The sequence below is a fragment of the Streptomyces sp. NBC_01077 genome (assembly GCF_045162855.1).
GTDB lineage: Bacteria > Actinomycetota > Actinomycetes > Streptomycetales > Streptomycetaceae > Streptomyces.
On the sequence record NZ_CP108669.1, the window covers coordinates 8,347,525 to 8,374,081 of the forward strand.

At 70.5% G+C, this 26,557-nt stretch carries 22 protein-coding genes and 5 pseudogenes; 20 read left to right on the forward strand and 7 right to left on the reverse strand.

What is annotated here, in order from left to right:
• Positions 1 to 13: 13 nt before the first annotated feature.
• The 5 genes and pseudogenes from OG462_RS37635 to OG462_RS37655 all read left to right on the forward strand — a co-directional run.
• Positions 14 to 1,012, forward strand: coding sequence for an ABC transporter ATP-binding protein (locus OG462_RS37635; RefSeq protein WP_406066865.1), 999 nt, complete (start codon positions 14 to 16; stop codon positions 1,010 to 1,012).
• Positions 1,005 to 1,676, forward strand: a complete 672-nt coding sequence (locus OG462_RS37640; protein WP_406064904.1) for an ABC transporter ATP-binding protein — start codon at positions 1,005 to 1,007, stop codon at positions 1,674 to 1,676. The genes OG462_RS37635 and OG462_RS37640 overlap by 8 nt, the downstream gene beginning before the upstream one ends.
• A gap of 172 nt (positions 1,677 to 1,848) precedes the next feature.
• Positions 1,849 to 2,043 (forward strand): hypothetical protein, encoded by a 195-nt coding sequence (locus OG462_RS37645; protein ID WP_406064905.1) that lies wholly within the window; start codon positions 1,849 to 1,851, stop codon positions 2,041 to 2,043.
• Positions 2,044 to 2,184: 141 nt separating this feature from the next.
• Positions 2,185 to 2,700 (forward strand): annotated as a pseudogene (locus OG462_RS37650) (hypothetical protein); the annotation flags it as partial.
• A 231-nt stretch (positions 2,701 to 2,931) separates the two neighbouring features.
• Positions 2,932 to 3,099 (forward strand): annotated as a pseudogene (locus OG462_RS37655) (pirin family protein); the annotation flags it as partial.
• Positions 3,100 to 3,352: 253 nt separating this feature from the next.
• Here OG462_RS37655 and OG462_RS37660 read toward each other — a convergent pair.
• Entirely contained in the window at positions 3,353 to 4,558 is a 1,206-nt protein-coding gene (locus OG462_RS37660; protein WP_406064907.1) for an NADH:flavin oxidoreductase, read from the reverse strand.
• Positions 4,559 to 4,776: 218 nt separating this feature from the next.
• Here OG462_RS37660 and OG462_RS37665 point away from each other — a divergent pair, with 218 nt between their 5' ends.
• The 7 genes and pseudogenes from OG462_RS37665 to OG462_RS37695 all read left to right on the forward strand — a co-directional run bounded on the left by OG462_RS37665 (position 4,777) and on the right by OG462_RS37695 (position 13,432).
• Positions 4,777 to 5,472 (forward strand): TetR/AcrR family transcriptional regulator, encoded by a 696-nt coding sequence (locus tag OG462_RS37665; RefSeq protein ID WP_406064909.1) that lies wholly within the window; start codon positions 4,777 to 4,779, stop codon positions 5,470 to 5,472.
• An 80-nt stretch (positions 5,473 to 5,552) separates the two neighbouring features.
• Positions 5,553 to 6,476, forward strand: coding sequence for a TauD/TfdA dioxygenase family protein (locus OG462_RS37670; protein ID WP_406064911.1), 924 nt, complete (start codon positions 5,553 to 5,555; stop codon positions 6,474 to 6,476).
• A 133-nt stretch (positions 6,477 to 6,609) separates the two neighbouring features.
• Complete coding sequence (locus OG462_RS37675; protein WP_406064913.1) at positions 6,610 to 6,969, forward strand: hypothetical protein; 360 nt, start codon at positions 6,610 to 6,612, stop codon at positions 6,967 to 6,969.
• A gap of 236 nt (positions 6,970 to 7,205) precedes the next feature.
• Positions 7,206 to 9,439 (forward strand): annotated as a pseudogene (locus OG462_RS37680) (MMPL family transporter).
• Positions 9,440 to 9,636: 197 nt separating this feature from the next.
• On the forward strand, positions 9,637 to 11,079 hold the full coding sequence (locus OG462_RS37685; protein WP_406064915.1) for a streptophobe family protein: 1,443 nt from the start codon (positions 9,637 to 9,639) through the stop codon (positions 11,077 to 11,079).
• A 77-nt stretch (positions 11,080 to 11,156) separates the two neighbouring features.
• Entirely contained in the window at positions 11,157 to 11,903 is a 747-nt protein-coding gene (locus OG462_RS37690) for a response regulator transcription factor (RefSeq protein WP_406064917.1), read from the forward strand.
• Entirely contained in the window at positions 11,900 to 13,432 is a 1,533-nt protein-coding gene (locus OG462_RS37695; RefSeq protein ID WP_406064919.1) for an ATP-binding protein, read from the forward strand. The genes OG462_RS37690 and OG462_RS37695 overlap by 4 nt, the downstream gene beginning before the upstream one ends.
• 415 nt (positions 13,433 to 13,847) lie before the next feature.
• On the opposite strand, the pseudogene OG462_RS37700 reads toward OG462_RS37695, so the two are convergent.
• Together OG462_RS37700 and OG462_RS37705 are read right to left on the reverse strand one after the other, a co-directional pair.
• Positions 13,848 to 13,990: pseudogene (locus OG462_RS37700) on the reverse strand (CorA family divalent cation transporter); the annotation flags it as partial.
• Between the two features lie 511 nt (positions 13,991 to 14,501).
• Positions 14,502 to 15,071 (reverse strand): TetR/AcrR family transcriptional regulator, encoded by a 570-nt coding sequence (locus tag OG462_RS37705; RefSeq protein WP_406064921.1) that lies wholly within the window; start codon positions 15,069 to 15,071, stop codon positions 14,502 to 14,504.
• A 117-nt stretch (positions 15,072 to 15,188) separates the two neighbouring features.
• On the opposite strand from OG462_RS37705, the gene OG462_RS37710 reads away from it, so the two are divergent.
• The 5 genes and pseudogenes from OG462_RS37710 to OG462_RS37730 form a co-directional block, all read left to right on the forward strand.
• On the forward strand, positions 15,189 to 15,881 hold the full coding sequence (locus tag OG462_RS37710; RefSeq protein WP_406064924.1) for an SDR family oxidoreductase: 693 nt from the start codon (positions 15,189 to 15,191) through the stop codon (positions 15,879 to 15,881).
• 58 nt (positions 15,882 to 15,939) lie between these two features.
• Positions 15,940 to 16,995, forward strand: coding sequence for an aldo/keto reductase (locus OG462_RS37715; protein WP_406064926.1), 1,056 nt, complete (start codon positions 15,940 to 15,942; stop codon positions 16,993 to 16,995).
• A 140-nt stretch (positions 16,996 to 17,135) separates the two neighbouring features.
• Positions 17,136 to 18,140 (forward strand): NADP-dependent oxidoreductase, encoded by a 1,005-nt coding sequence (locus tag OG462_RS37720; RefSeq protein WP_406064928.1) that lies wholly within the window; start codon positions 17,136 to 17,138, stop codon positions 18,138 to 18,140.
• 168 nt (positions 18,141 to 18,308) lie between these two features.
• Entirely contained in the window at positions 18,309 to 19,175 is an 867-nt protein-coding gene (locus OG462_RS37725) for an alpha/beta fold hydrolase (RefSeq protein ID WP_406064930.1), read from the forward strand.
• 660 nt (positions 19,176 to 19,835) lie between these two features.
• Positions 19,836 to 20,927, forward strand: a pseudogene (locus OG462_RS37730) (hypothetical protein); the annotation flags it as partial.
• A gap of 60 nt (positions 20,928 to 20,987) precedes the next feature.
• On the opposite strand, the gene OG462_RS37735 reads toward OG462_RS37730, so the two are convergent.
• Positions 20,988 to 21,788, reverse strand: coding sequence for a VOC family protein (locus OG462_RS37735; protein WP_406064932.1), 801 nt, complete (start codon positions 21,786 to 21,788; stop codon positions 20,988 to 20,990).
• Positions 21,789 to 21,930: 142 nt separating this feature from the next.
• On the opposite strand from OG462_RS37735, the gene OG462_RS37740 reads away from it, so the two are divergent.
• Positions 21,931 to 22,575 (forward strand): formylglycine-generating enzyme family protein, encoded by a 645-nt coding sequence (locus tag OG462_RS37740; RefSeq protein ID WP_406064934.1) that lies wholly within the window; start codon positions 21,931 to 21,933, stop codon positions 22,573 to 22,575.
• Between the two features lie 107 nt (positions 22,576 to 22,682).
• On the opposite strand, the gene OG462_RS37745 is transcribed toward OG462_RS37740, so the two are convergent.
• From OG462_RS37745 to OG462_RS37755, 3 genes are all read right to left on the reverse strand, one after another.
• On the reverse strand, positions 22,683 to 23,183 hold the full coding sequence (locus OG462_RS37745) for an NUDIX hydrolase (RefSeq protein ID WP_406064935.1): 501 nt from the start codon (positions 23,181 to 23,183) through the stop codon (positions 22,683 to 22,685).
• A gap of 282 nt (positions 23,184 to 23,465) precedes the next feature.
• A complete protein-coding gene (locus OG462_RS37750; RefSeq protein ID WP_406064937.1) occupies positions 23,466 to 24,407 on the reverse strand; it encodes a universal stress protein in 942 nt (313 codons plus the stop codon).
• 128 nt (positions 24,408 to 24,535) lie between these two features.
• Positions 24,536 to 24,937 (reverse strand): DUF5997 family protein, encoded by a 402-nt coding sequence (locus OG462_RS37755; RefSeq protein WP_406064938.1) that lies wholly within the window; start codon positions 24,935 to 24,937, stop codon positions 24,536 to 24,538.
• Positions 24,938 to 25,001: 64 nt separating this feature from the next.
• Between OG462_RS37755 and OG462_RS37760 the strand changes: the two genes are divergently transcribed.
• Together OG462_RS37760 and OG462_RS37765 are read left to right on the forward strand one after the other, a co-directional pair.
• The gene (locus OG462_RS37760; RefSeq protein WP_406064940.1) at positions 25,002 to 25,829 is read left to right on the forward strand and encodes a LysR substrate-binding domain-containing protein; all 828 of its coding nucleotides are present in this window, start codon (positions 25,002 to 25,004) and stop codon (positions 25,827 to 25,829) included.
• A gap of 116 nt (positions 25,830 to 25,945) precedes the next feature.
• Complete coding sequence (locus OG462_RS37765) at positions 25,946 to 26,524, forward strand: Type-2Aa cytolytic delta-endotoxin (protein WP_406064942.1); 579 nt, start codon at positions 25,946 to 25,948, stop codon at positions 26,522 to 26,524.
• Positions 26,525 to 26,557 lie beyond the last annotated feature (33 nt).

A 26,557-nucleotide genomic window follows, 5' to 3' on the forward strand; every position in this document is an offset into this window, starting at 1 on the left:
TCCAGGGCACAGGGTGTTGCGCGCCCTCGACGCCGTCACCGCCGAACGGGCCGGGGACGCCGTCCTCAGCGTCCGCGACCTGAGCGTCCGGTTCCGGCTGCGCGGCGGCCGGACCGTCGCCGCCGTCAGCGACGCCGACTTCGACCTCGGAGCGGGGGAGTGCCTCGCTCTGGTCGGCGAGAGCGGCTGCGGCAAGTCCGTCCTCGCCTCCGCCCTCCTCGGCCTGCTCCCCGCCAACGCCGAGACGTCCGGTACGGCCCTGCTCGCGGGTCCCGAGGGCCACGACGGCACCGACCTGCTCGCCGCCGACGAGAAGACCCTCGCCCGCACCGTACGAGGTCGCCGCGTCGGCCTGGTACCGCAGAGTCCCGCCGCCCACCTCACCCCCGTCCGCACCGTACGGTCCCAGCTGGAGGAGACCGTCCGCGCGCTGACCGGCACCACCCGCCGGGCCCGCCGCAAGGCCGCCGAGGACGCCGCCGAACGGGCCGCCTTCCCGGCCGGGCACCTCGACCGCTATCCGCACGAACTCTCCGGGGGCCTCGCCCAGCGCGCCGCCACCGCCCTCGCCCTCATCGGCGACGCCCGGCTCCTGCTCGCCGACGAACCGACCACCGGCCTCGACCGCGACCTCGTCGACCGCACCGTCGACGAACTGCGCCGCCACGCCGACGACGGCCGCGCCCTGCTCCTCATCACCCACGACCTGGCCGCCGCCGCACGCATCGCCGACCGCGTCGCCGTCATGTACGCGGGCCGCATCGTCGAAATCGCCCCCGCCCAGCGCTTCTTCGGCCCCACGGGCCCCCGCCACCCCTACGCCCGAGGTCTCCTCGACGCCCTGCCCGACCGGGCTTTCACCCCGATCCCCGGCATGCCGCCGGAACTCTCCGCCCTGCCGGAAGGCTGCGCCTTCGCCCCGCGCTGCCCCCTCGCCACCGAACTCTGCGCAGACCGCCCCGCGTTCACCGCCGGACTGGCCTGCCACCACCCGGAGCACCCCCGTGCTTGAACTCGACACCGTCACCGCCGGATACGACCGTCGCGCCCCCGTCTTCCGTGGCGCCTCGCTCACCGTCGCCCCCGGCGAGTCCGTCGGACTCCTCGGCCCCAGCGGCTGCGGCAAGTCCACCCTCGCCCGGGTCGCGGCCCTGCTCCACCGCCCCGACGCGGGCCGCCTCGTCCTCGACGGCACCGAGGTCACGGCCTGGCGCCACCGGGCCCCGCGTGAACTCCGCACCGCCGTCGGCGTCGTGTTCCAGCAGCCCCGCACCGCCGCCGACCCCCGGCTCACCCTCGCCGACCTCCTCGTCGAGCCCCTCCGCGCCACCGGCCGACGTGCCGAGGCGCAGGCCCGCCTCGCCGAACTCGCCCCGGCCGTCGGCCTCACCCCCGACCTGCTCGGCCGCCGCCCGCACGAGGTCAGCGACGGCCAGCTCCAACGCGCCTGCCTGGGGCGGGCCCTGGCCCTGCGCCCCCGCTGGCTGATCTGCGACGAGATGACCGCCATGCTCGACGCCTCCACCACGGCCGCCCTGGTCGCCGCCGTCGAGAACTACCGCGAGGAGACCGGCGCGGGCCTTCTCGCCGTGGGTCACGACCGCGTCCTGCTGCGCCGCTGGTGCGACCGAACGGTGGAGTGGAAGGACTGTCTGCCCGCGGCGGAAGGCCCCTGACCGGACCCCTGCCGGATGCCTGACCGCCCCGCCATGGACCCTTCGGCGACCGGGCCCGGCCGAATCTCACCCGTATGGCCGCCCCGCCATTCGCCCGGACGGACCGCGCATTCCGCCACACTGTCCGCCGAACGCCGCAATTCCGGTGCGGCGCAAGGAGGACGTGAGAGCGATGGCCGTTTCCATTTCTGTCGTGGTGCTGCTGCTGGTCCTGGCCGTGATCTTCCTGCGGAACGGCGGTCTCAAGGTCTCCCACGCCCTCGTCTGCGCGCTCCTCGGCTTCTTCCTCGCCGGCACCAGCATGGCGCCCACCATCCACAACGGCGTTGCCGCCACCGCGAACGTGGTCTCCCATCTCAAACCGTGAGCATGATCGTTGCCGGGTTGTGAACTCGTGTGAACGGCCGTGAACTGCCCATGAAACGCGGGGCAGTTCCATGTACATCTCACGCACTCGGGCCTAGCGTCGGCCGCCGGCGCGACCGACGCACGGACCCGAGGAGCCGCTTTGACCACGCAACCGCCCCGAAGACGAGCCCGCGCACTCGCGCTGATCGCGCTCGCCGCCGCCGTCCTGGTGGGGTCCGCCCCCGTCGCCCAGGCCGAGGAGATCCCCCTCGGCCTCGGCCACCGCCTCGTCGGGCACTACGAGGGCGCCCCCGCCACCGCACAGCCCGTGCCCGGCAAGGGCCCCGCCCAGCACCCGTACCTCGCCCCCAACGGGCGCAGCGGTATGCACGCCGACGGCGCGGGCAGCGGAACCCACCCCTTCCCCGGGCCGCTCGGGCGCGACCCGCGCGTGGACAGCGAGAAGATCGCCCCCGTCGGCGGCGAGTGTGCCACCGTCACCTTCGACTCCGGCGGCCGGCTCGTCAGCGTGTGCGGCACCTTCAGCGGCTTCCTGCTGAAGCTGCTCGACCCGCGCACCCTGGACACCCTCGCCGAGTACAAGCTGCCGCAGCGCTCCTCCACCGTCGAGGCCATCACCCGCCTCGACTTCGAGAAGATCTTCAAGAAGTCCTCGCCCTCAACGAGCTGACCTGTGCAGATTGCTCCAGAAGGCTGCCTGAGCTGCGGCTTTGCATGTTTCCGAGGCTTTCAATGTGACGCCGATTTGCGTGGTCGATTCTCCCCAGGCGCTCCCCAGTGGGGTTCATTCCCCCCAGATTCTCCCCAGCCGACGGTGATTGTCGAGGCGGGAAGGGAGTGAAGCGGCGGCTACCTGCCGTGTCCACGTACGGCGTGGGCACGGGCGGTGTTGTGGTGGAACTTCGTGGGCCGCACGGACGAGGAGATCCGGGAGGCGCGCGAGGCCTGGATGACGGGCACCCGCTTCGGTGACGTCAAGGGCTACGACGGTGACCGCCTGGACGCCCCGGAGGTCCCGGCGACGCAGCTGAAGGCGTGGGGTCGGGTGCGCTGAACTGGGGTTTTCTCCACCGATCCGATGGAGGGGCGGGGAGCCCGGGGATGTCGTCGTGACTGTGGGAGGGGGCGTATCGCTGCCCCTCCCGGTCGTGCGGTCGGCGGGTGTGCGTCCCGTGTGTGCTCGTGTGAGCAGGTCTGGTCAGCTGAAGGCTGACCTTTTGCTGACTTTCCTGACGAGGAGTCAGTAATGCCCGACGGCGTGTCGCGGGGTGTCTTGTCCAACCGGAGGGCGACGCGAGCATGTCGGGTCAGCTCTGGGGAGTGGGCTCCGGTGCCACGAGTACGCAGCGGGTGCCGCTGTAGATGGTCGGCATGCAGCGGTTGCAGTGGATACACAGGGACCTGCTGCTTGTTCCGGCGGCGTAGCGGTTGACCAGGTCGGGCTCGCGCAGCAGGGCGCGGCCCATGGCCACGAAGTCGAAGCCCTCGGACATGGCCTGCCGCGCGGTGGCGAGGTCGGAGATGCCGCCGAGCAGGATCAGCGGCAGGTCCAGCGCGGCGCGGAACTGGCGGGCCGACTCCAGCAAGTACGCCTCCTGGTATGGGTACTCGATCAGGAAATGCCGGCCGAACGCCCGAATGCCCAGCCGCTGCGGCAGCGGGAAGGCGGCGGCGAACTGGCGTAGTGGCGCCTTGCCGCGGAAGAGGTACATCGGGTTGAGCAGTGAGCTGCCCGCGGTGAGCTCCAGCGCGTCGACTGTGCCGTCGTCCTGGAGCCAGCGGGCGAGCTGCAGACTCTCGTCCAGCCAGATGCCACCGGGGACGCCGTCATCCATGTTCAGCTTGGCCGTGATGGCGACGCGGTCGCCGACCGCGTCGCGCACCGCGCGGGCGGCACCGCGGGCGGCCGTTGCCCGGTTGGCGAGGCTGCCGCCGAACCGATCCCGACGGCGGTTGAGCTTGGGGCTGAGGAACGCGCTGGCGAAGTAGTTGTGCCCGAGATGGATCTCCACGGCGTCGAAGCCGGAGGCGACGGCGGCCTTCGCGGCCTCACCATGCGCACGGGTGATCCGGGAGATATCGGCCTCCGTCGCGGCCCTGGTCGTTCTCATGCCGAGCGGACTGAACCGACGGGTGGGGCCGAGTGCCGGGCTGCGGTTGGAGGCGGCGTTGGCGACCGGTCCGGCGTGCCCGATCTGGGCCGACACCGCGGCGCCTTCGGCGTGCACAGCGTCTGTCAGACGGCGCAGTCCGGGGACGGCTTCGGGGCGCATCCAGATCTGACAGCGTTCGGTGCGGCCCTCCGGCGCGACCGCCAGATAGGCGACCGTGGTCATGCCCACCCCTCCGGCGGCGGGCCTGCGGTGGTACTCGATCAGCTGGTCGGTGACCAGCGCCTCCGGGGTGGCGCCCTCGAAGGTCGCCGCCTTGATGACGCGGTTGCGCAGGGTCAGGGGGCCGAGCCTCGCCGGGGCGAGAACATCGGGGACATCACGCGGCACCGATATGACCATCAGTCAGGCACCCTTCCTGTGCAGGCAGGTATCGGAGCGGATTCCACGCCGACTGTCCGGTGAACAGCATGTCCGCGCCCTGCAGGAGAACATAGTGCCCCTGAAATTTCAATCCATGAGCGACGATGTGCGCGTAGCCTTTCCTGAACGATGCCTCATCAAAATGATCTCGTCCGCAGCGCTTTCATTGTTAACGCATGTGCGTTAGCTTCCGAGTCATGGACAGCCAGAGCGTATCGACCAAGCTCAACCTGATCGCGACCGCCGAGCGACTCTTCGCGGAGCACGGCATCAACGCGGTCTCCCTGCGGAAGATCGCCACGGATGCCGGTCAGCGCAACGACAACGCGGTCACATACCACTTCGGCTCCAAGCAGAGCCTGGTGGACGCGATCTTCGAGCATCGCCAGGTGCCGATCGACGTGCGTCGCCGGGCCCTGATCGCCGCATTCGACGGCGAGGGGCGGGACGGCGACCCGTACGCGATCGCCGAGGCGTTCGCCCGGCCCCTGGTCGAGCTGATGGACGGTTCGCCGTCAGGCAGCTGGTACCTGCGCTTCTGTGTACAGGCCGCCTACACCGTGCACAGCGACGTCGCCACGCTGACGTTGAGCGACCTCGAAGCGCGTCCCGGGTCGCTCGGACTGGCGGTGCTGCGTGAGCGTGCCTGTCGGATGCTGCGCGACACCCTGCCCGAAGCGCTGGTCGCGCAGCGCTGGTGGCACTTCACGGGCTTCATCGCCCACATGCTCGCCGACCTCGAAGCCCGTCGGCACGTCGGCGGGCTGCGTGAACTGGGTTCCGCCGAGCTGTTCGTGGCCGGCCTGCTCGACTCGGCCACGGCCGTACTGACGGCACCGTGCCGCCCCGCGACCTCGCGACTGGTGAAGAACGAGGCCGGGGCCGGTCCGTGACGGCTGGAACCCGCGCGGTCCGCATGTCGCGGACCCGAGGCCTCGCACTCCCTGACGGCATCCGTCTCTGGAAGGACCTCATGACCAATCCCGTGTCCGCGCCCGACCGTCCGGTCTTCGACAACGGCGTATCGGCCGTGCCCGTCCGTGAACTGAGTCCCACCGGGGACTTCAGGCCCAGTGCACCGTACGAGCTCTTCGAGCTCGCGCCGTGCAGCCCGACCATCGGCGCCGAGATCTCCGGCGTCGATCTGGCCCGGCCTCTCGTACCGGAGTTGCACCAGGAGCTGCACCGGGCGCTGCTGGAGTGGAAGGTGCTCTTCTTCCGCGACCAGCACCTGACGCCGCACCAGCACCTTGACTTCGCGCGCTGGTGGGGGACTCCGGAAGACCACCCCTTCCTCCCCAAGGCCGGTCTGCCCGAGGTGGTCCGGCTCTCCCGCGGTGCCGACTCCCCGGCCGTTGAGAACGTCTGGCACTCCGACGTCTCCTTCGACGCCACGCCGCCCATGGGATCCATCCTGCGTGCCGTGCACGTGCCCGAAGTGGGTGGCGACACGCTGTGGGTGGACATGGCGGCCGCCTACGACGGACTGCCCAAGGCGACCAAGTTGCGACTGGAGGACCTGCGCGCCGTTCACGACTTCACCCAGTCGTTCGGCAAACAACTCGGAGCGGAGGATCTCGCACGCGCGCAGCGGAAGTACCCCCCGGTGGTGCATCCCGTGGTCCGGACCCTTCCCGAGGCCGGCCGCAAGCTCATCTACGTCAACCGGATCTTCACCAGCCACATCCAGGGGCTGGAGCCGGAGGAGAGCCGAGAACTCCTGGAATTCCTCTTCGACCAGGCCCGCCACCCCGAATACCAATGCCGCCTGCGCTGGCGCCCCGGCACGGTCGCCTTCTGGGACAACCGCGCCACCCAGCACTACGCGAACGGCGACTACTACCCCCGTACCCGTGTCATGGAACGCGTGACCATTCTGGGCGACAGCCCCGAGTGAGCACGGGCGCACGTGCCCCGAGCAGCACAGTCCACCGATACGCGAGCACCGCCAGGAATTCGGCTCTCCAACACCGGACAGGGGCATCGTGTTTTCAGCCCGATCACAAGAACGGCGCCTCGGAGATCGCGGAATGCGCGTGATCTTCTGGGTTGCCGGCGCCTATTTCGGCTGGCGTTGGGCCAGTGAAACCGGTCCGGCATGGCGGCACGCCCTGCAATTGCTGTTCATCATGCTCGCCGCCATGGGTGCGATGCATCTGGTCCTGTGGTGGCGCAGTCGACACCACAAAGGCGAGGGTGCTTTCGGGAGACTTCCCCTGCATGCACTCTTCCTCGCCAAGATCGCTCTGGTCGCTTCGGCCCTCGCCGCCGAGTACCTGTTGCGGGGCTGGGCCTCCCCACAACTCGCACGAGCCATCGCCGGAGCCGGACTGGGGGTGGCGTTCGCCGTGATCGGCGTCGTCCTGCACCGGCAACACAACAGTCCGTGACTCACGCCGACCGTCGCGGGGCCCTCGACAGCGCCGAGGGGACTTGCGGCGACTCGGTGAGCTTCCTGTGAATCAGGCCGCGATTCAGGCCGTCTCACGGGGATACGGGGCAGCGGCCTCGCCATGGCGCTCGAAACTCTCAGGAAGTTCCCAGGATCTCACCGGAGGTGATCAGGACGGGCTGACAGCGTCGGTGCCTGTTCCCATACGCACCGACCTGACGTGGAGCCTTCGCTGTGGCCACATTCCTTTCCCGGCTAGGCCGGCTCTCCTTTCGGAGGCGCTGGCCGGTCGCCTTGCTGTGGGTGGTACTGCTTGTGGGGACGGGGGTGCTGGCCGGGAAGGCTCCCGCCGCACCACCGAACGACTTCTCGATGCCCGGCACGGAAGCACAGCAGGCGTACGACCTGCTGGAGGAGCGCTTCCCGGAGCTGAACGCCGACGGCGCGACGGCCCGCGTCGTGTTCCGTGCGGAGGACGGCAGGATCACCGACCCCGACGCCGAGAAGGCCGTCCAGAAGACGGTCCGGGACCTCGGGAACGATCCCCAGGTCGCCCGGGTCACCGACCCGTACGCGACCCGGTCCGTGAGCGAGGACGGCTCCACCGCCTACGCGCAGGTCTCCTACCAGGTGCCCGCCTCGAAACTCGAGGAGACTCACGCACCGCACTGCAGGACACCGTCGAGCAGGCAGGCTCACAGGAGCTGTCGGTCGAGGTCGGCGGCAGCGCCGTCAGCGCGGTGGCCGGCGGGCACTCCTCCGAGGCCATGGGCCTCGCGGTGGCCGCCGTGGTACTCGTCCTCACCTTCGGCTCGCTGCTCGCCGCCGGGCTTCCGCTCCTCACGGCCATCCTCGGCGTGGGCATCGGCAGCCTGGCGATCAAGGTACTCGCGGAGCCGCTCGGCCTCGGCTCGACCACCAGCGGCCTCGCCACCATGATCGGCCTGGCCGTCGGCATCGACTACGCCCTGTTCGTCGTCTCCCGCTACCGCGCCGAACTCGCCCGCGGCCGCAGCCGTGAGGAGGCGGCCGGACACGCGGTCGGCACAGCGGGCTCGGCCGTGGTCTTCGCCGGGCTGACCGTGGTCATCGCCCTGGCCGGACTCGGCGTGGTCGGTATCCCGCTGCTGACGCAGATGGGCCTTGCCGCAGCCGGCACGGTCGTCATCGCCGTACTCATCGCCGTCACGCTGATCCCCGCGCTGCTCGGGATCTGCGGCCGCCGGATCGGTCCGCCCCGCGCCAAGCGGCGCCGCGGCGAGGACGACCGACCGAAGCCGGCCATGGGCGTGCGCTGGGCCCGGTTCGTCGTCCGGCGACCGGTCGCAGTCCTCCTGGGAGGGATCGCCCTGCTCGGCGTGATCGCCGTGCCGGCGGCGTCGCTGGAGATGGGACTTCCGGGCGACGAGAGCAAGCCCGCCTCGACCACGCAGCGCCGTGCCTACGACCTGGTCGCCGAAGGCTTCGGCCCCGGCTACAACGGCCCGCTCACCGTCGTCGTCCAGGCCGACGACGGCGGCAGCGCCAAGACGGCCGCCCAAGACGTCGCCGAAGAGATCCGCGGCAGGAAGGACGTCGCCGCGGTGGGGCAGCCCCGGCTCAGCGAGTCCGGCGACACCGCCGTCCTCAACGTCGTCCCGGCGACCACGCCGTCGAGCGCCGAGACGGCCGACCTCGTGCACGCGCTGCGCGACCCGGGGCTCGCGAGCGAGAACGACGCCCACGTCCTGGTCGCCGGATCGACGGCCATGAACGTGGACGTCTCGCAGAAACTGTCCGACGCGCTGCTCCCGTACCTGGGACTCGTGGTCGGTCTGGCCTTCCTGCTGCTCATCGCCGTCTTCCGCTCCCTCCTCGTTCCGCTCAAGGCAGCCCTGGGCTTCCTGCTGTCCGTCCTCGCCGGCCTCGGCGCGGTGGTCGCGGTCTTCCAGTGGGGCTGGCTGGCGTCCTTCTTCGGGGTCGCGGAGCCGGGCCCGGTGATGTCGATGATGCCGATCTTCATGGTCGGCGTCGTCTTCGGCCTCGCCATGGACTATGAGGTGTTCCTCGTGGCCCGGATGCGCGAGGCGTACGTCCACGGGCAGTCCCCGTCCGACGCCGTGATCAGCGGATTCGAGCACAGCGCGCGGGTGGTGACTGCCGCCGCCGTGATCATGATCTCGGTGTTCGGCTCGTTCATGGGCAGCGACGAGCAGATGCTCAAGACCATCGGTTTCGGACTCGCGGCCGCGGTCCTCTTCGACGCCTTCCTCGTCCGCATGGCACTCGTACCCGCCGTCCTCGCCCTCCTCGGCCGGCGTGCGTGGCGCCTGCCCCCATGGTTGGACCGCCTCGTGCCCGACCTGGACGTCGAGGGCGAGCGGCTCGAACGAGACGCGGCCGATCCCACGCGGCCAGGCGTCGAAGGGGCACCCGATGGCGAACCGGATCTGATCGCCGAAACCGCGGGAAGTGGCAGCGGCCACTGAGCCCGGGCCCATGAACAGGGCTGTACGCCTCGAGCCCGCGCCCGAGTCCACGGGGCGGCGGTCCCCTCCCGCCGCCCCGTACCCCACTCCGAAATCCCGTACACGCACACAGGAGCCTGCCCATGTCCTCCGCCCCGCCGTCCCTCCGCCCATCCGGCTCGCCTTGGCGCCACGCTCTCGAAGGAGCCCTTTCCGTCGTGACCGCCGTCACGGCGATGACCGTCGTCGCATGGGCGGCGCTCGCCGTCCTCGGTGCCGGCGCGATCGCCCCCGTATCCCGCCTCGTGCCGATGATGGTGAGCATGGCCGTCGGCGGAGGTGTCACGGTCGAGTCGTCGCCCTCCGCCGCATCCGCTGACAGCGACGCGCTCGGCGGCGGCTTCGGCGGGCTACTCGGGGGACTGGGCGGTGGTGGCGGCCTGAGCCTCGGTCTCGCCGGGGAGGCGGCGGTGACGCCACTGACGCTGACTTTCCTCGGCACGGCCGTCCTGGCGATCGGCTTCTTCCGGCCCTTGCGCAGGCGGCAACGGCCAGCCCCGGCGTTGCTGTGGGCCCGCTGCGGTGGAGCGCTGGTGACCACGGCGGTGGTCCTTCCGATCCTGGCCGGCATGGCCCAGGGCACGGCCCGGCTGCCGGAGAGCGTGACGGAGCGCTTCGGGAAGGGCGCCTCGTCCGGAGCGTTGAGCCGGTTCGGGGGCGGCGGAGGCGGGGGTCTGACCAAGGGGCTGTCCTCGATCGTCTTCGAGACCGATGCCGCGGCGACCGCCATCCTCGGCCTGCTGTGGGTGGGCGCCGTCCTCGCCCTCGGCTGCCTCGCGGCGCGCCGTACGACACTGCCGCGCCCCCTCGCCCTCAGCCGCCTGCGGCTGAAGTGGAACGCCGTCACGTCCACCGTGACCGGAATCGCCGTCGTGCTGTGCTGCTCGACCTTCGTCATCGCGCTCCTGGCCGGCACCGCGGCCCTGACCGGCCGGGACCAGGCGGCCAAGGCGGCCGGCCTGCTGTTGCTCCTCGGGCCCAACCTGATCGGCGTCCTGCTCACCACCGGCCTCGGCACCTCCTGGGAGGCGGGCGTGCACCGACTGCAGGCCGAGGGCGGCGGCGGGATGCTCGGCATGCTCGGCGGCGCGGCCCAGGGCGACACGGCGGGCACGGACAAGTCCGTCGACGTCGGAGGCTGGTCGGGCGCCGGCGTGCCGCTGTGGCTGATCGCCATGGCCCTCATGCTGATCCTCCTGACGATCGCCGGGTACGTGGCCTGTGCCCGCACCCCGGCCCGCACGCCGCGCGAGGACTCCGAGGCCCTGCTCGACCGCCACTCGGAGATCGCCCTGCGCATGGGCATCGCGGTCGGCGTCTCGGCCCTGTTGCTCCCCCTGCTCACGCAAGGGTCGGTGCGGATCGGCATCAGCATCATGGGCAACGAGATGGGCGGCATGACCGCAGGACTGGACGGAACCATGGGACTGTCCGCGCTGACCGGCTTTGTCCTGGCCGCCCTGGCCTCGTACGCTGGCAGCCGCCTGCACAGTCGGCGGGCCCGGCGTTCGGGCCTCGCCCCGCACCGGCCCGGCGGCACGAGCCGGGGACCGGCCGGCACCCGGCCGACGCCTCGGGTCCCGTCGGACTCGGCGTCGTGAGCAGGACCTGATCTCCTGAGAAGCCCTGTCAGCGCCCAGCCCCCGTCCCCCAGTTCGTGAAGGCGTCGATCCACACCATGGCGGCATCCGCACCTCCTCCGCACCCGGCGGGTCGCCCCGACCGGCACCACCTGCTGGTCGTCGACGACGAGCCCACCGTCCGGGAACTGCTGCGCACCGCGCTGAGCTACGCCGGCTTCGACGTCGACGCCGCCGCCACAGGCCAGGAAGCCCTCGACCTGGCTGCGGTCCGCACCCCCGACCTCGTTCTGCTCGACGTGATGCTCCCCGACATGGACGGGTTCGAAGTGATCCGCCGCCTGCGGGCCCAGCCACGCTCCGTTCTGCCCGGCCGGGGCGGTGGCGTGCCCGTCCTCTTCGTCACCGCGCGCGACGAACGGGAGGACCGGCTGCACGGCCTGCGTCTCGGTGGCGACGACTACGTCACCAAACCGTTCGACCTCGAAGAACTGATCGCCCGCATCCACGCCGTACTGCGCCGTACCTTGGGCGAGCAGCCGGCGCGGATCACCGTCGGCGACCTGGCACTGGAACCCGACAGCCACCACGTCACCCGTGCGGGACGGACCGTGCGGCTGTCCCCGACCGAGTTCCGTCTCCTGCACTTCCTCGTCGCCAACGCCGAAAGGACTATGACGAAGCACCAGATCCTGAACAGCGTGTGGGAGTACGACTTCGGCGGCGACCAAAGCATCGTCGACACCTACATCAGTTATCTGCGCCGCAAGGTCGACCGGGTCGAGCCCAAGCTGATCCACACTGTCCGGGGCGTGGGCTACGTGATTCGCGAGCCACGGTCGTGAAGCGTCCCGCCCCGCGGCTGCCTGGGCTCCGACGGCTGGAGCGGCTGTCGCTCCGCACACGACTGCTGTGCCTGTCCACGGCCCTGGTCGCCGTCGGTCTCCTCGGCACCGGTGTGATCGTCACCACGGCCCTGCGGGGTTATCTTCAGGATCGAGTCGACGACCGCCTCGTCCTGACCGGCCAGATCGCCGCCCGCCTCGTTCCGCCCGCCGGCACCGACACCCCGCCGAGCGTGCAGGCCCTCAGTGTCCTCGGCGACACCACAGTGACTTATCTGGACGACGACGGCACCACTCGTAGGGCGTTCGACGCGAGCACCGTGCCACCGGGCGGCGGCCCCGAACTGCCTGCCCTCGACCACGCGGCCGTGCTCTCCCACGAGGGCCGCCCCTTCACCGTCTCCGCGAAGGACGGTGATCACAGTTGGCGCGTCATCGCCCTCACCCAACCCGCCCAGGTCTTCCCGCCCGGGCGCTCGGACACCAGGGGCAGCGTCGTCGTGGCCACCTCCCTTGACGAGGTCGAGCGGACCGTCGCCAAGACCCGCAACCTCTCCCTGACCGTGGGCGCTGCCCTGCTCGCGGCTCTCACCGCCGCCGGCTGGTTCGCCGTCCGCTCCGGACTGCGTCCCCTGACCCGGATCGAGGAGACCACGACGGCGATCACCGCCGGTGACTACTCCCACCGGGTCCCCGAACTGGCCGCTCCCCACACCGAGGTGGGACGCCTGACCGACTGCCTCAATCAGATGCTCACCCAGATCGACACGGCCTTCCAGGCCCGCGCGGTGGCCGAGGCGAGGACCCGGCGCTTCTTCGCCGACGCCAGCCACGAACTCCGTACGCCCCTTGTCGGCATCAAGGGCTACACCGACCTCTACCGCATGGGAGCCCTGCCCACCCGCACGGACGTCGACCAGACCATGACCCGCATCGCCGCGGAGTCCGAACGCCTCACCCGGCTGGTGGAGGAGATGCTCCTCCTGGCCCGGATCGACGAGGACGCCGTGGGCGCGGACCGCGACGGAGAACCGTCCTTCGCGCTCGACGTCGCCCCCATGGACCTGCGCACCCTCGCCGCCGACGCGATCCACGACGTACGAGCCTTGGACACCACCCGACCGGTCACCCTGACCGGCCCCGGCGGCGGAAAGCCGTCCACCGCGCCCGCCGTCGCCGACGAGGCCCGACTCCGACAGGTCGTCACCAACCTCATCGGCAACGCCGTCACCCACACACCACCCGGCACCCCGATCCGCGTCGGCGTCGGCACCGTCGACGACCGGGCCGTCCTCGAAGTCGCCGACCAAGGCCCCGGCCTCACCCCGGAGGAACGCGAGCGCGTCTTCGACCGCTTCTACCGCACCGACTACTCCCGCACCCGCACCACAGGCGGCTCCGGACTCGGCCTCGCCATCGCCCACGCCCTCGTGACGGCTCATGGCGGGCGCATCGTTCTCGACACCGCCCCCGGGCAGGGCTGCACGTTCCAGATCCTGCTGCCCCTGACCGACCACTCGCTCCGATGAGCCGCGAGGCGCAGCTGCTGGGACTCGCTGCCGTACACATTGCTCGATAAGTCGGCCAGAGGGGTCGGCCCCCTCGCCGGCCCGGCCCGCTGTCACTCACGGTGATTTGCCGCGACATCGACGAGCCGTCCAGAGGGTGGCGAACTGTCCGGCGAACGGGCTTGATGGCGTAGGTGCGAGGTGCTGCTGACGGCTCCGTTCTCCCCAGATCCTCCCCAGCGCTTCCGGATCCCCAAAAGGCCAGCTCAGAGGGCCTGTGGAGGGGAGGACGAGGAGATCACTCGCATCACTTCTCCCCAGCGCCCCGCATGGGCGGTTCGCGCGGCGATGCATGCGCAAACAGTGCGCGGCGCGTGTTTGAGACAGGTACCCGCTACAGCCGGCCTCGCCGCTTGAAAATCACGTACAAACAGCCTCATACCACCCCTATCAAGCCGATGGCGAAGGGTACCCGAGGCCCCAGCGCAGCTCCGGCATGGAGTCGAAGCTCATGCCATAAATAGTTCCCACCAGTGTGGGAGCAAAGGGAATCGCCGCCCACGAGAAGATCTTCAAGAAGTCCTCGCCTTCGGGGCGCTGACCTGCGTAGACGTCCAAATTAGGCGGCCTGACCAGCGAGTTTGCTCCTTTCTGGAGCTTTCACGGTGACGCTGTTTTGCGCGGTCGATTCTCCCCAGCCGCTCCCCCGGGCGGCTCATTCTCCCCAGATTCTCCCCAGCGGGAGTTGGATTGGGGGGCGGATCGTTGCTGGTCAGGAGCAGGTCACGAAATGCTGCCCGTCTCGCGCGGCGTAGCCACCTCGCAAGTCGGGAATCGATGGTGTCTTCTAGAGGGGGTCGGCAGCTGCATCGGTCGTGGTGTGGTGCCCCGGGCCGGCGCCGGGCAGCCCAGCGTCAGGCCTGACACGGTCATCGCAAGCAAGGCGTACTCGCCCCGGGCTATCCGCCAGGTCCTGCGCAGGCGGGGCATCCGGAGTCGGACCCGTGGCGCCGGGTGACAGTGAGCACAGGGCCAGGTGCCGCAGATAGTGTCAGCTCGGCCCCCGTGTTCGCTGGATCACCCGCATCGCCTACTCGACCGCCGCGCCCCTGATCAGGGCTGCGTGCGCGGCGGCAAGGATCTCCTCCGAGAGCGGTGAGCCCTTGGTGGCCCGGGACAGGACCAGCGCACCGAACAGGGTGCAGAGGCGGACGAGGCCGTCCTGGTCGTCACCGCCGAGGAAGTCGGCGAAGTCGGCCACCCCCTCGGTGTAGACACGCCGGGCCTCATGCCCCCCGCCCTCGCGCGCGATGTCCGTGGCGAGCGCGGCGACCGGGCAGCCGTTCGCCGGGTCGTCGCGGTGTTCGACGGAGAGGTAGGTGTCGATCAGCGCCCGCCGGGCGGCGTCGCGCTGCCCGTCGTACTGGGCGAGCCCTGCGGTGTGGCTCCGGGTGAGCTCGTCGAAGGCGTGGGCGGTGGCCTCGTCGACGAGCGCCTCCTTGGAGGTGAACTGCTTGTAGAAAGCGCCGTGGGTCAGGCCGGCCGCCTTCATCAGGTCGGCGACGCTCACCTGGGTGCCCTGCTCCCGGAACAGTCGCGAGGCGGTGTCCACCACCCGCCTGCGGTTCTCCTCCGCCTGCGCCTGCGATACGCGCCCCATGATGACCCTCCCATTTGGATGTCGACTGGAATCTATCGTAGACCCGTGTTTAGATTGGATACATAATCTAAACCGTGCGGGTGACCCGACGGAACCCGCCGAAGACCAGGAGCAGGCATGGAACTGAACAACGCGGTCGCGGTCGTCACGGGCGCCAACCGGGGCCTCGGGAGGCACCTCGCCGCCCAGCTCGTGGAGCGCGGCGCGAAGGTGTACGCGGCGGCCCGCCGCCCCGAGACGGTCGACGTACCGGGCGTCATCCCGCTGCGCCTCGACGTGACGGACGAGGCGTCGATACAGGAGGCTGCCCGCGTCGCGTCGGATGCGACCCTGCTGATCAACAACGCGGGCATCTCCACCGGCGCGACGCTGATCGAAGGCGACACCGACGAGGTGCGCCGGGAGATGGAGACCAACTTCTTCGGCCCGCTCGCCGCGACCCGCGCCTTCGCCCCCGTCATCGAGGGCAACGGCGGCGGCGCCGTGCTCAACGTCCTGTCCGCCCTGTCCTGGTTCCACCCGGCAGGACTCGGCTCCTACGCGGCCTCCAAGGCCGCCGCCTGGGCGCTGAGCGACGCGACCCGCGAAGAGCTGGCCCCGCGCGGGATCACCGTCTCGGCGCTGCACGTCGGATACATGGACACCGACATGGCCGCCGGCGTCCCCGCCGACCAGAAGGTCGCCGCCGCCGACGTCGCGGCCCAGGCCCTGTACGGCATCGAGACGGGCCTGCCCGAGATCCTCGCCGACGAGACCAGCCGGTACGTCAAGCAGAGCCTGGCCGCGGCACCCCAGCCGAACGCAGGCTGACGCTCACCCTGCCACCGCGGCGCGCCCCCTTCCCATCCCTCGTGCAAGGACACCTCTCATGCGTTACACGACCTTCGGACACCGGACCGGACTGCGCGTATCCGAGTACGCGCTCGGCACCGCGAACTTCGGCACCGGCTGGGGTGCAGGAGCCGAGCCGGACGAGGCACGCCGGATCTTCGACCGGTTCGCCGAGGCCGGCGGCACCTTCCTCGACAGCGCGGACGGCTACCAGTTCGGCGAGTCGGAGGAACTGACCGGAAAGCTGATCGCCGCCGACCGCGACCATTTCGTCCTGGCCACGAAGTTCGCCCTCGGCGCGACTCCGCAGCCGGACATCTCCAAGACGGGCAACAGCCGCAAGAACATGGTCGCCTCGGTAGAGGCCAGCCTGAAGCGCCTGGGCACCGACTACATCGACCTGCTGTGGGTGCACTTCCCCGACGAGCTCACTCCGATGGAGGAACTCCTGCGCGGACTCGACGACCTGGTGAGCGCCGGCAAGATCCACCACGCCGCACTGTCCAACTTCCCCGCCTGGCGCGTCTCGCGCGCGGTAACCCTCGCGGACCTGAAGAGCTGGGCCCCGATCGTGGGCATCCAGCATGAGTACAGCCTCGTCGAACGCACCGCCGACCGCGAACTCCTGCCCATGGCCGAGAGCCTCGGACTCGGTGCCGCCCTGTGGTCCCCGCTCGGCGGCGGACTGCTCACCGGCAAATACCGCGGCTCCGCCGAGGGACGTCTGAGCGACCTGGGCATGGTCATCCACACCGAGAGCACCGACCAGAAGACCGCCGTCGTCGACACCGTCCTGGCCATCGCCCAGGAGACCGGCGTGACACCCGCCCAGGTAGCGGCGGCCTGGGTGCGCGAGCGCGCAGCCCGCTCCGTGGCCACACTCGTCCCGATCATCGGCCCGCGCAACCTTGCCCAGCTCGACAGCTACCTCGGCGCCCTCGACGTCCAGCTGACCGACGCGCAGTACACCCGCCTGACCGAGGTCAGCGCGGTGCCGCTCGGCGCGCCCCACGAAGGGATCGGCGCATCCCTGGACCGCCTCCAGGGAGGCGCCGCCGATCGCGTCACCGCCCCGGTCGTGCCGGTGGCCTGATGGGTGAACGCGACTGAGGACGCAGTGCGCCCATGTGCCGCAGCCAGGAAAACAACACAAACTATCTCGTACTGGGAGAAGCCCGGGGCGAGCACAGACCCCGCCCCCTTCCACGGACGGGACACGGAACGGAGACGACGATGAGGGCCTTCATGGTCGAGAAGTACGGCGGCCAGGCCGGGATGCGCGCCGCCGAAATGCCCGACCCGCAGATGGGCGCCGACGACGTCCTGGTCAAGATCCACGCGGCGGGCGTCAACCCCCTGGACCTCAGGATCCGCAACGGGGACTTCAAGGCGTTCCTGCCCTACCGTCTCCCCCTTGTCCTGGGCAACGACCTCGCCGGAGAGGTCCTGCAGGTCGGGTCCTCCGTCACCCGCTTCGCGGTGGGCGACGAGGTCTACGCCCGGCCCGACAAGGACCGCATCGGCACCTTCGCCGAACTCCTCGCAGTCCACCAGGACGACCTGGCGCCCAAACCCGCCACCCTCACCATGACCGAGGCCGCCTCCCTGCCCCTGGTCGCCCTGACCGCATGGCAGGCACTGGTCGAACGCGCCCGCGTGCGACCGGGGCAGAAGGTCCTCATCCACGCGGGCGCCGGCGGCCTCGGCTCCATCGCCGTCCAGCTGGCCAAGGAACTTGGCGCGCACGTGGCCACCACCGTGAGCACCGCCAAGGTCGACCTGGTCAAGAACCTCGGCGCGGACGAAGTCATCGACTACCGCACCCAGGACTTCACCAAGATCCTCGACGGCTACGACGTCGTCCTCGACAGCCTCGGTGGCGACAACCTGGCCAGGTCGTTGCGTGTCCTCAAGCCCGGCGGCATCGCCATCAGCGTCGCGGGCCCGCCCGACCTGGCCTTCGCCCGCGAACTCGGCGCGAACCCGGTCCTCCGCCTGGCCATGACCGCGCTCAGTTCCAAGACCCGGCGCCAGGCCAAGCGGCTGGGCGTGACGTACTCCTTCCTGTTCATGAAGGCCAGTGGCGATCAACTGCGGGAACTCACCCCCCTCATCGACACCGGGAAGATCCGCCCCGTCGTCGACACCGTCTTCCCGTTCGACGAAACCCTCCAGGCCATGGAGTACGTCGAAAAGGGCCGGGCGAAGGCCGGCAAGGTCGTCGTCTCGATGACGTAGGTCGGGCGCGCCGGCATCGACCGGCTCCGCCAGATCACCACCCGCATCGAGCAAGGCGTGGTGCGCCCGGTCGCGGGCAAGGCACCCGGCTTCGACAGGGCAGCCGTGCCCCGGCTGACCCTCCGCCACCCGCGGCGGGCGACCAGAAACACACCGGGAGAAACCATCATGAGCAGCACCGGCACCCCGAACGAACCCGTCATCACCTCGTACGCTCACGCCCCGACCCGCACCGTCACCGCCGGGGGCGTCACCTACGCCTACCGCGAGCTGGGCCCTAAGGGCGGCGTTCCCGTCGTGTTCTTCGTGCACCTCGCCGCGACCCTGGACAACTGGGACCCGCGCATCATCGACCCCATCGCGAAGGGCCGTCACGTCATCGCCTTCGATCAGCGCGGTGTCGGGGCCTCCACGGGCCAGGTGCCGGACAGCATCGAGGCGATGGCTGATGACGCCTACACCTTCATCACGGCGCTCGGCTTCGACAAGATCGACATCTTCTCCTTCTCCCTCGGTGGCATGATCGCCCAGGCCCTGGTGGTGAAGCACCCCGAGCTCGTCCGCAAACTCGTCCTCACCGGCACCGGGCCCAAGGGCGGCAAGGACATCGACAAGGTCGCCGGCACCACGTACTGGGACATGCTGCGCGCCACCCTGACCCGGTCGGACCCCAAGGAATTCCTGTTCTTCAACCGCGACACCACCGGCAAGCTCGCCGCACGCGCGTTCGTCAACCGGCTCAAGGAACGCAAGGCCGACCGCGATGCGAAGATCAAGATCAAAGCGTTCCAGACGCAGCTGAAGGCGATCAAGAAGTGGGGGCGCTCCGCCCCCGACGACCTGTCGCAGCTCACCCAGCCCACCCTGATCGCCAACGGCGACAACGACCGCATGGTGCCTTCGGTCCTCTCCGAGGACCTGCACCGGCGCATCAAGGACAGCGAGCTGATCATCTACCCCGACTCCGGTCACGGCGGCATCTTCCAGTACCACCAGCAGTTCGCCCCCCTCGCGGTCGAGTTCCTCGCCCGTTGACCTCTGGCGAACACCGCAGCTGCACGTTCGGCGACCAGGGAGAGAAGAGCAGCACCATGAGCACCTCACCGTCCGCCGCTCAGCTGGGCGTGGAGAAGAAGCACCTCACTTCCTCGATCCTGCTGTGGGTGCGTACCGACCAGCCCCGCCAGACCGGCATGGACCACTGGAAGGGACCGCACTCAGGGATCATCTCCGCCACCCCGGGCCTGGAGGAGTACCGGCAGATCCACCTCGCCGAGCACAACCCGGGCCGGTGGCCGGCGACCGATGGGGTGCAGACCTCGATCCCCGAGGACCGGAAGATCGACGGCGTCGCCGAGGTCACCTTCCAATCGGCGCTTGCGCCCCTGAAAGGGCGCAAGCAGGCGAAGCTGGCCCACGCCGACGAGATCAACGTGTTCCGTCGCACCCTGCTGTACGCCGGCCCGCCGAACTCCTCCCGCTGGTATGACGTCGCCGGCCCTGGCGAGACGGTCGGTGCCCGCACCCTGATCTACCTGCGCCGCAGAGACGGGGTCGGCGCGTCGAACGCAAGCGCCGGCAGGCTCCTCGCGGGAAGCGGAAGGCGCGGGCTGCCACTCGTTTCTCCCCTGATTCTCCCCAGCGCTTATTGGAGGCCAAAAGCCCTGTTCAGGGGCGTGCCAGGGGCAGGGCGAGGAGATCTTCAAGGACACCTCCGGCGGCGCCTACTTCTACCTCGACAACCAGGACAGGGTCGTCCTCGCCGACTCCCGGCAGCACATCCAGCGCATCGCACACCGTCAGAAGGTGGACGGAACCTGGGAGTTCGTCGTCGAGAACGACTGGGACCTCACCTCCCTCGTCCCGCACGACTGCGTCACCTGGACCAACCTCTTCCCCAGTGGCGTCTGCGACCCCGTCACCTCCGTCATGCCGGACTGGCACGGCCGCATCTGGTGGGTCACCCGGCTCGGCCGCGTCGGCACCGTCGACCCCGCCACGGGCGCGCTGCGCGCGATCCGCCTGGAAGGAGAGGAGATCCAGAACTCCTTCTCCGTCGCCGAGGACGGCGTCTCCCTCGTCACCGACCACGCCCTGTACGGCTTCGAGGCCGACGCGGACGGTGTCCCGCGCGTGCGGTGGCGTGAGACCTACGACCGGGGGACCGGCACCAAGCCCGGTTCGGTGAACCAGGGTTCGGGCACCACCCCCGACCTGTTCGGCACCCGTGACGAGTACGTCGCCATCACCGACAACGCCGACGACCGCATGAACGTCCTCGTCTACCGCAGGGGCGCCGACGTCCCCGCCGCAGAGCGCCTCGTCTGCAAGGTGCCGGTCTTCGGATCCGGGGCGTCGACCACCGACAACTCGTTGATCAGCTGGGGCGACAGCCTCGTCGTCGAGAACAACTACGGGTACGAGAACCCGAGTACGCTCCTCCTCGGCCGCAGCGTCGTCGGCGGCGCGACCCGGATCGACGTCCGCGCCGACGGCAGCGGCTGCGACACCGTCTGGGAGAGCGACGTCCGTTCCCCCTCGACCGTTCCGAAGCTCTCCACCGCCAACGGGCTGCTCTACTTCTACGAGAAGCGGCCCAACTCCTGGGGCATCGACGCCTGGTACCTCACGGCCGTCGACTTCCGCACCGGAAAGCGGGCCTTCAGTCGCTTCACCGGCACCGGCCTGGCGTACGACAACAACTGGGCCCCGATCACCCTCGGCCCCGACGGCACCGCCTATGTGGGCGTCTTCAACGGCATCGTCGCGGTCCGCGACACCGCCTGACCCGCCCGCCCACACGGAACCGCCCCGGGACACGTGTCCCGGGGCGGTCCCCCGTACCGCTCACTCCATCTCGGGCATCTCGCCGACGGTGGTCTTCATGTCGATCACGGCGAAGGCGGCACCCTGCGGGTCCAGGATCGCAGCGAAACGGCCGAACGGGCTGTCCATCGGCCCGAACACCTTCCGCCCGTTGAGACGTTCGGCCGCCTCGACGGCCTTGTCGCAGTTGTCGACGGCGAAGTACAGCTGGATGTACGACGGGATCTCCGGGGGAAAGTCCTCCGCCGTCATCACCATCCGTCCGAGCACCGGCTGGGGACCACCGAGGTCGAAGACCCGGTAGTCCATGTGCTCGTCCTTCATCTTCTTCGAGTTGTAGCCGAAGACGTCGGTGAAGAACTTGTCCGCCTTCGCCGGCTCCCGCGTGAAGACCTCGGCCCAGGCGAACGAGCCGCTCTCGCCCTCCAGCTCGAAGCCCTCGTGCACACCCGCCTGCCAGATGCCGAACGTGACGCCCGACGGGTCCTTCGCGATGCACATCGAGCCGAAGTCGCCGACCTGCATCGGCTCCATCAGCACGGTGCCGCCCGCGTTCCGGATCTTCTCCGCCGTGGCGGCGACGTCGGGTGAGGCGAAGTACAGACACCAGGCCGACTGCGGTTCGCCGTCCTGCCCCGGCATCGGCGGCACGACGGCCGCGACCGCCTTCCCGTTCTTGTACGCCTGCGTGTAGTTGCCGAATTCCGAGGAGGACTCGCCGAAGGTCCAGCCGAGCACGTCGCCGTAGAACGTCTTGGCGCCCTCGACGTCGGTGAACATCGCGTCGGTCCAGACCGGCGTGCCTTCAGGTCGTGCGGCCATGACGGTGACTCCCACTTCCGATTCGATGACGTGTTCCTGTGAGCCACGCTAGCCACGCTCGCGGCAGCCCGCTCGGTGACACGGCGTGGCCGGACGCGCATGCTGCGATCATGCAGTCATGGGGACACGGGGGGACAGGACGATGATCGAGGTACCCGCGGGGCGGGTCACGCTGTCGGACCGGCGCACGGAGCGCAGCTGGACGGTCGACGTCCGCCCGTACGGCCTGAGCGCCGTCCCGGTCACGCAGGAGCTGTACGAGCAGGTCACGGGCGAGCGGCCGAGCAGCGCGCGGGGCGACCGGCTGCCGGTGGAAGGGGTGTCCTGGCAGGAAGCGGTCCGCTTCTGCGACGCCCTCTCCGCCCGCGAGGGGCTGAGCCCGGCGTACCGCGTCACGGCGGACGGCCCGGAGTGGGACAGGACCGCCGACGGATACCGCCTCCCCACCGAGGCAGAATGGGAACACGCCTGCCGCGCCGGCACCACCGAGGCGCGCTACGGCCCGCTCGACGAGATCGCCTGGCATCGCGGGAACTCCGGCGAGCGCCTCCACGAGGCCGGCGGCCGCCGACCCAACGCCTGGGGTCTCCACGACATGCTGGGCAACGTGTGGGAGTGGTGCTGGGACGTGTACGACCCCGAGGTCTACGGCAGCTACCGGGTCCTGCGCGGCGGCGGCTGGTTCGACGAGCACTGGAGCTGCCGCGCCTCGGTCCGCCGCCGCAGCCACCCCACCCTCCGCATCGACGACGTGGGCTTCCGCCTCGCCCGCACGCTTCCGGGCTGAGCGGCGAGACGCCCCCTAGGTCGTGTCCGGAGAGCAGCGCCGTCTGCCCGCCGGGCCAGGCGGGGACTTCCCGGACACGACCCAGCGGCTCCGAGCGACGAAGCGGGTCAGCCCGGCAGTCGGCCCAGGGTGTAGCGGTGGAAGGGCCCGTCGGGGAGCGGAAGCTCGGGCCGCCACATCCGCAGCACCTGGGCGGAGGGCAGGAACAGCGCCTCCGGCAGACGGTCGGGGTCCGTCCACTCCCAGCGCTCGATGGTGTCCGGTTCGGCCACGGCGGGAACGCCCCGGACGTTCCGTACCGCCGTGGCGGCCGTCATCCGGGTCATCCGGGCCGAGGTGACCGAGTCCAGGATCAGCCCGATGACCTCCACGTCGGCGGCGTCCGCGACGAGCGTGGTCTCCTCGGCCAGCTCGCGGAGCGCCGCTTCCTCCACGGACTCACCGGGCTCGACCTTTCCGCCCGGCAGCTCCCACACCCCCGAGCGGTGCAGTCCGAGGAGCACCCGGCCGGCCTTGTCGGTGACCACGACCCCCGCGCCGAGAGAGGCCTGGGCGGGCGGCGGCTGGACATTGCGCTGGGCGGCGGCGGCCCCTTCGGCGGTGGTCATGGCTCCCCTTCTACCAGCAGCATTCCCCACGCCACAAAGCTCCGCGTAACAAATGCCCATACCCCCTTGAATCGGTCGCGAAAAGGAGGAAACTCGTTTCTACACCGGACAACCGGAGAGAGCCGCACCCGCCGACGGAGACGTCCGAAGGCCCGCGTGACCCTTGCATCGGCTCTGGCCAGGCCCCCGGCGGGGCCGGTCGGGCACGGAGCCGTCGGCGACGGCCGACGACCGCGCGAACCGACCAGGACCGCCGGGGACTGTCTTGTCCGGGCTCTCCCGTCATCCCTGGGGCGCGGGCGGAACCACGGCGACCGGACAGTGCGCATGGTGCAGCACTGCATGGGCGACCGAGCCGACCAGCAGCGAACCGAAGCGATGCCGGTGGTGCCGTCCCACGACCAACAGACCGGCGCCACGCGAGCCCTCCACCAGCAGGCCCGCCGCGCCCGCCGGAACCACCGTCGGGACGAGCTCGACCTTCGGCCAGCGCGCGACGAAGGGCCGCAGCCGCTCCCTCTGCTCCCGCTCGGCCTCCCGCACGAACCTCTCCGACCGGTCCGCGAGGGGCAGCGTCGGGGGTACCTGGAGCGCCGGGGCAGGGGAGACGACGGGGCTGGTCGGCTGGGGAGGCGGCCGGAACGCCGTCACGGCCTCCAGCGGCACGCCCCGGTCGTGCGCCGCCTCGAACGCGAAGTCCACCACTTCGTCCGGTGTCTCCTCCGTGTGCAGACCGAGCAGCACCCGGCCGGCCTCCGCACCGCCCTCCAAGGCGGCCGCGCGTGCCTCGTGCGGAACGACGACGAGCGGGCAGGGCGCGGTCGCGGCCAGCGTACGGCTGGTCGAGCCGAGCAACAGGCTCGCGAAGCCGCCGTGCCCACGCGACCCGGTCACCAGGAGCCGCGCGCCCCGCGCGGCCGCCGGCAGGGCGTCGGTCACGGACCCGTCGAGGGACTCGTACCGCACGGGAATCCTGTGCCCGCGCTCCTCGACCACCGTCCGCACGGCCGCCATGACGGTGTCGGGAAGCTCTGGGGACGGCCCCAGAGAGGCGATACGGGCGGCGCCGAGCTGAAGGGCGTCGGAGCGCACATGGGCCACGACCAGCGGCGCTCCCAGGTGCTCGGCGGCGCTCACGGCCCACTCGAGGGCCCGGAGACTGTGCTCGGACCCGTCCACGCCGACGACGACCGGCGGCTCGGACGCGGTGTTCGTGTCACTCATGGGGGAATGACTCCCGCGCCCGGGCGTGCGCCACACCGGTCCGGACGGGTCACGACCGGTCCGGCGGGGAAACGACACCGGACCGGTCCGATGGCGAAACCATCAGAACCGGTCCGGCGGTGAAACGGTCAGGCGTCCTGGTCGCGTCGCGCCGCGCGCTCCGCGTCGCGCTCCTTGATACGGACGGTCTCCTTGCGGACGTCCGCCTGAGTGGCGCGCTCCTTCTGCAGCCACTCGGGGAGCTCCTGCCGGAGCGCCTCGATCTGCTCGGTGGTGAGCGGGTCGGTGATGCCGCCGCGCGCGAGACCGGCGATGGAGATGCCGAGCCGCTGCGCGACCACCGGGCGGGGGTGCGGGCCGTTCTTCCGGAGCTCCTGGAGCCAGGCAGGCGGATTGGCCTGGAGCTCGTTCAGCTCGGTGCGCGAGACGACACCCTCCTGGAACTCTGCGGGGGTGGCCTCGAGGTACACACCCAGCTTCTTCGCCGCGGTGGCGGGCTTCATCGTCTGGGTGCTCTGGTGCGACGTCATGGGGTCAAGGGTATCGAGCGTGCGGGCGAACTCCGACCACGGCAGCTACCGGTAACCTGGCGGAGTGACAGGCTCGGACGCTTCCCCCGCGGATTTCCCCTCTTCCCCCTCCTCCTTCCGGCTCGTGTACGTGCCCGGAGTGACGCCCTCGAAGTGGGTGCGGGTCTGGAACGAGCGCCTGCCCGACGTGCCCCTGACGCTGCTCGCCCTGACGCCCGCCGAGGCCTTCGGCGCCCTGCGGGAGGGCGCGGCGGACGCCGGCCTGGTCCGGCTGCCCGTCGACGGGGACGACCTCAGCGCCATCCCGCTCTACACGGAGACGACGGTCGTCGTCATCCCCAAGGACCACCTGCTCGCGGCGGCGGAGGAGGTCGCGGCCGAGGACCTCGCCGAGGAGCTCGTCCTGCACCCGCTCGACGACACCCTCGGCTGGGAGCAGCCGATCGGCCTCCCGGCGAACGAGCGCCCCGCCACGACCGCCGACGCGATCGAGCTGGTCGCGGCGGGCGTCGGCCTGCTCGCCGTGCCCCAGTCGCTGGCCCGGCTGCACCACCGCAAGGACCTCACCTACCGGACGCTGACGGAGGTCCCGCAGTCGCGCGTGGCCCTGTCGTGGCAGGCCGCCGACGAGGCCCCCGATCTGGTGGAGGAGTTCATCGGCATCGTCCGCGGCCGTACGGTGAACAGCACCCGGGGCCGTCGTGCCGAGGCCCAGAAGGGCCAGAAGCAGCCGAAGGACCAGAAGGAGCGGAAGTCCGCCAAGCCCGGCGGCAAGCCAGGGAAGCCGGGTGCCGGTTCGCGTACGGCGGGCAAGCCCACCGCCCGCAAGCCCGGCGGCGCCGGAGGCTCGGGCCGGGGGCGTACGGGCGGAAAGCCCCGCAAGAGGTCCTGAGCCTGTCCCGAAGCCGTCTGCCGTCCCCCGTCCGTACGGCGGACGCCGCTCCCTCGGGCGGGCGGGCGCTCGGCATACTGACCCCTCCTGATCATCGAGATCACCCAGGAGGAGCTTTGGCCGCCAGTTTCAGGACCGTCGTCGAGGTGGGAGCGGATCATCTCGCGCAGGCCCGGTCCATCGACCGGGTGTTCCAGGAGGCGATCGCGCCGGCGACCGTCAACTTCGACTTCGACGCGATACGGGAGGCCGCCGCGGCCGTCCCCGACAGCACCGTGGTGAAGATGGTGCGGGGCTGGGGGCTCCAGGAGTACGCCCCCGTCCTGGTCATGGTCCTCTCCCTCAAGGAGGCCGTCCGGCAGGCACTTCCGCCGGAGTGCGCGGAGGCAGGGTTCTGGGCCACCGTCGAGCGGGAGCTCGTCCAGGCCTTCACCGGTCTCGCCGCGCAGGAGGGGCAGCCCGGTCTCTCGTTCTACGAGGAGTCGGGGGAGCGGACCCGGTTCTACCGGGACCTGTTCTTCGCCCTGCAGGACGAGGAGACCGGGGAGCACATGTACGCCCTGGCCTTCTGCATCGATGTGACCGTCGAGCTGCCGAAGGCGGAGGCCGTCGCCCTGGAGCTGACGGACATCGTGCCGTTCGCGGTGCGGCTCAACGCGATCGTGGTCCGCCAGGCCCTGGACCTCGCGGCCTGACGTCCCACGTCGCGGTGGTTCACCGGCCCGCCG

Coding starts and splice junctions, on each gene's coding strand:
- OG462_RS37645 (WP_406064905.1), top strand. CDS start 1,849: ATGGCCGTTTCCATTTCTGTCGTGGTGCTGCTGCTGGTCCTGGCCGTG.
- OG462_RS37660 (WP_406064907.1), bottom strand. CDS start 4,558: ATGGTCATATCGGTGCCGCGTGATGTCCCCGATGTTCTCGCCCCGGCG.
- OG462_RS37665 (WP_406064909.1), top strand. CDS start 4,777: ATGGACAGCCAGAGCGTATCGACCAAGCTCAACCTGATCGCGACCGCC.
- OG462_RS37670 (WP_406064911.1), top strand. CDS start 5,553: ATGACCAATCCCGTGTCCGCGCCCGACCGTCCGGTCTTCGACAACGGC.
- OG462_RS37675 (WP_406064913.1), top strand. CDS start 6,610: ATGCGCGTGATCTTCTGGGTTGCCGGCGCCTATTTCGGCTGGCGTTGG.
- OG462_RS37690 (WP_406064917.1), top strand. CDS start 11,157: ATGGCGGCATCCGCACCTCCTCCGCACCCGGCGGGTCGCCCCGACCGG.
- OG462_RS37705 (WP_406064921.1), bottom strand. CDS start 15,071: ATGGGGCGCGTATCGCAGGCGCAGGCGGAGGAGAACCGCAGGCGGGTG.
- OG462_RS37710 (WP_406064924.1), top strand. CDS start 15,189: ATGGAACTGAACAACGCGGTCGCGGTCGTCACGGGCGCCAACCGGGGC.
- OG462_RS37715 (WP_406064926.1), top strand. CDS start 15,940: ATGCGTTACACGACCTTCGGACACCGGACCGGACTGCGCGTATCCGAG.
- OG462_RS37720 (WP_406064928.1), top strand. CDS start 17,136: ATGAGGGCCTTCATGGTCGAGAAGTACGGCGGCCAGGCCGGGATGCGC.
- OG462_RS37725 (WP_406064930.1), top strand. CDS start 18,309: ATGAGCAGCACCGGCACCCCGAACGAACCCGTCATCACCTCGTACGCT.
- OG462_RS37735 (WP_406064932.1), bottom strand. CDS start 21,788: ATGGCCGCACGACCTGAAGGCACGCCGGTCTGGACCGACGCGATGTTC.
- OG462_RS37740 (WP_406064934.1), top strand. CDS start 21,931: ATGATCGAGGTACCCGCGGGGCGGGTCACGCTGTCGGACCGGCGCACG.
- OG462_RS37745 (WP_406064935.1), bottom strand. CDS start 23,183: ATGACCACCGCCGAAGGGGCCGCCGCCGCCCAGCGCAATGTCCAGCCG.
- OG462_RS37750 (WP_406064937.1), bottom strand. CDS start 24,407: ATGAGTGACACGAACACCGCGTCCGAGCCGCCGGTCGTCGTCGGCGTG.
- OG462_RS37755 (WP_406064938.1), bottom strand. CDS start 24,937: ATGACGTCGCACCAGAGCACCCAGACGATGAAGCCCGCCACCGCGGCG.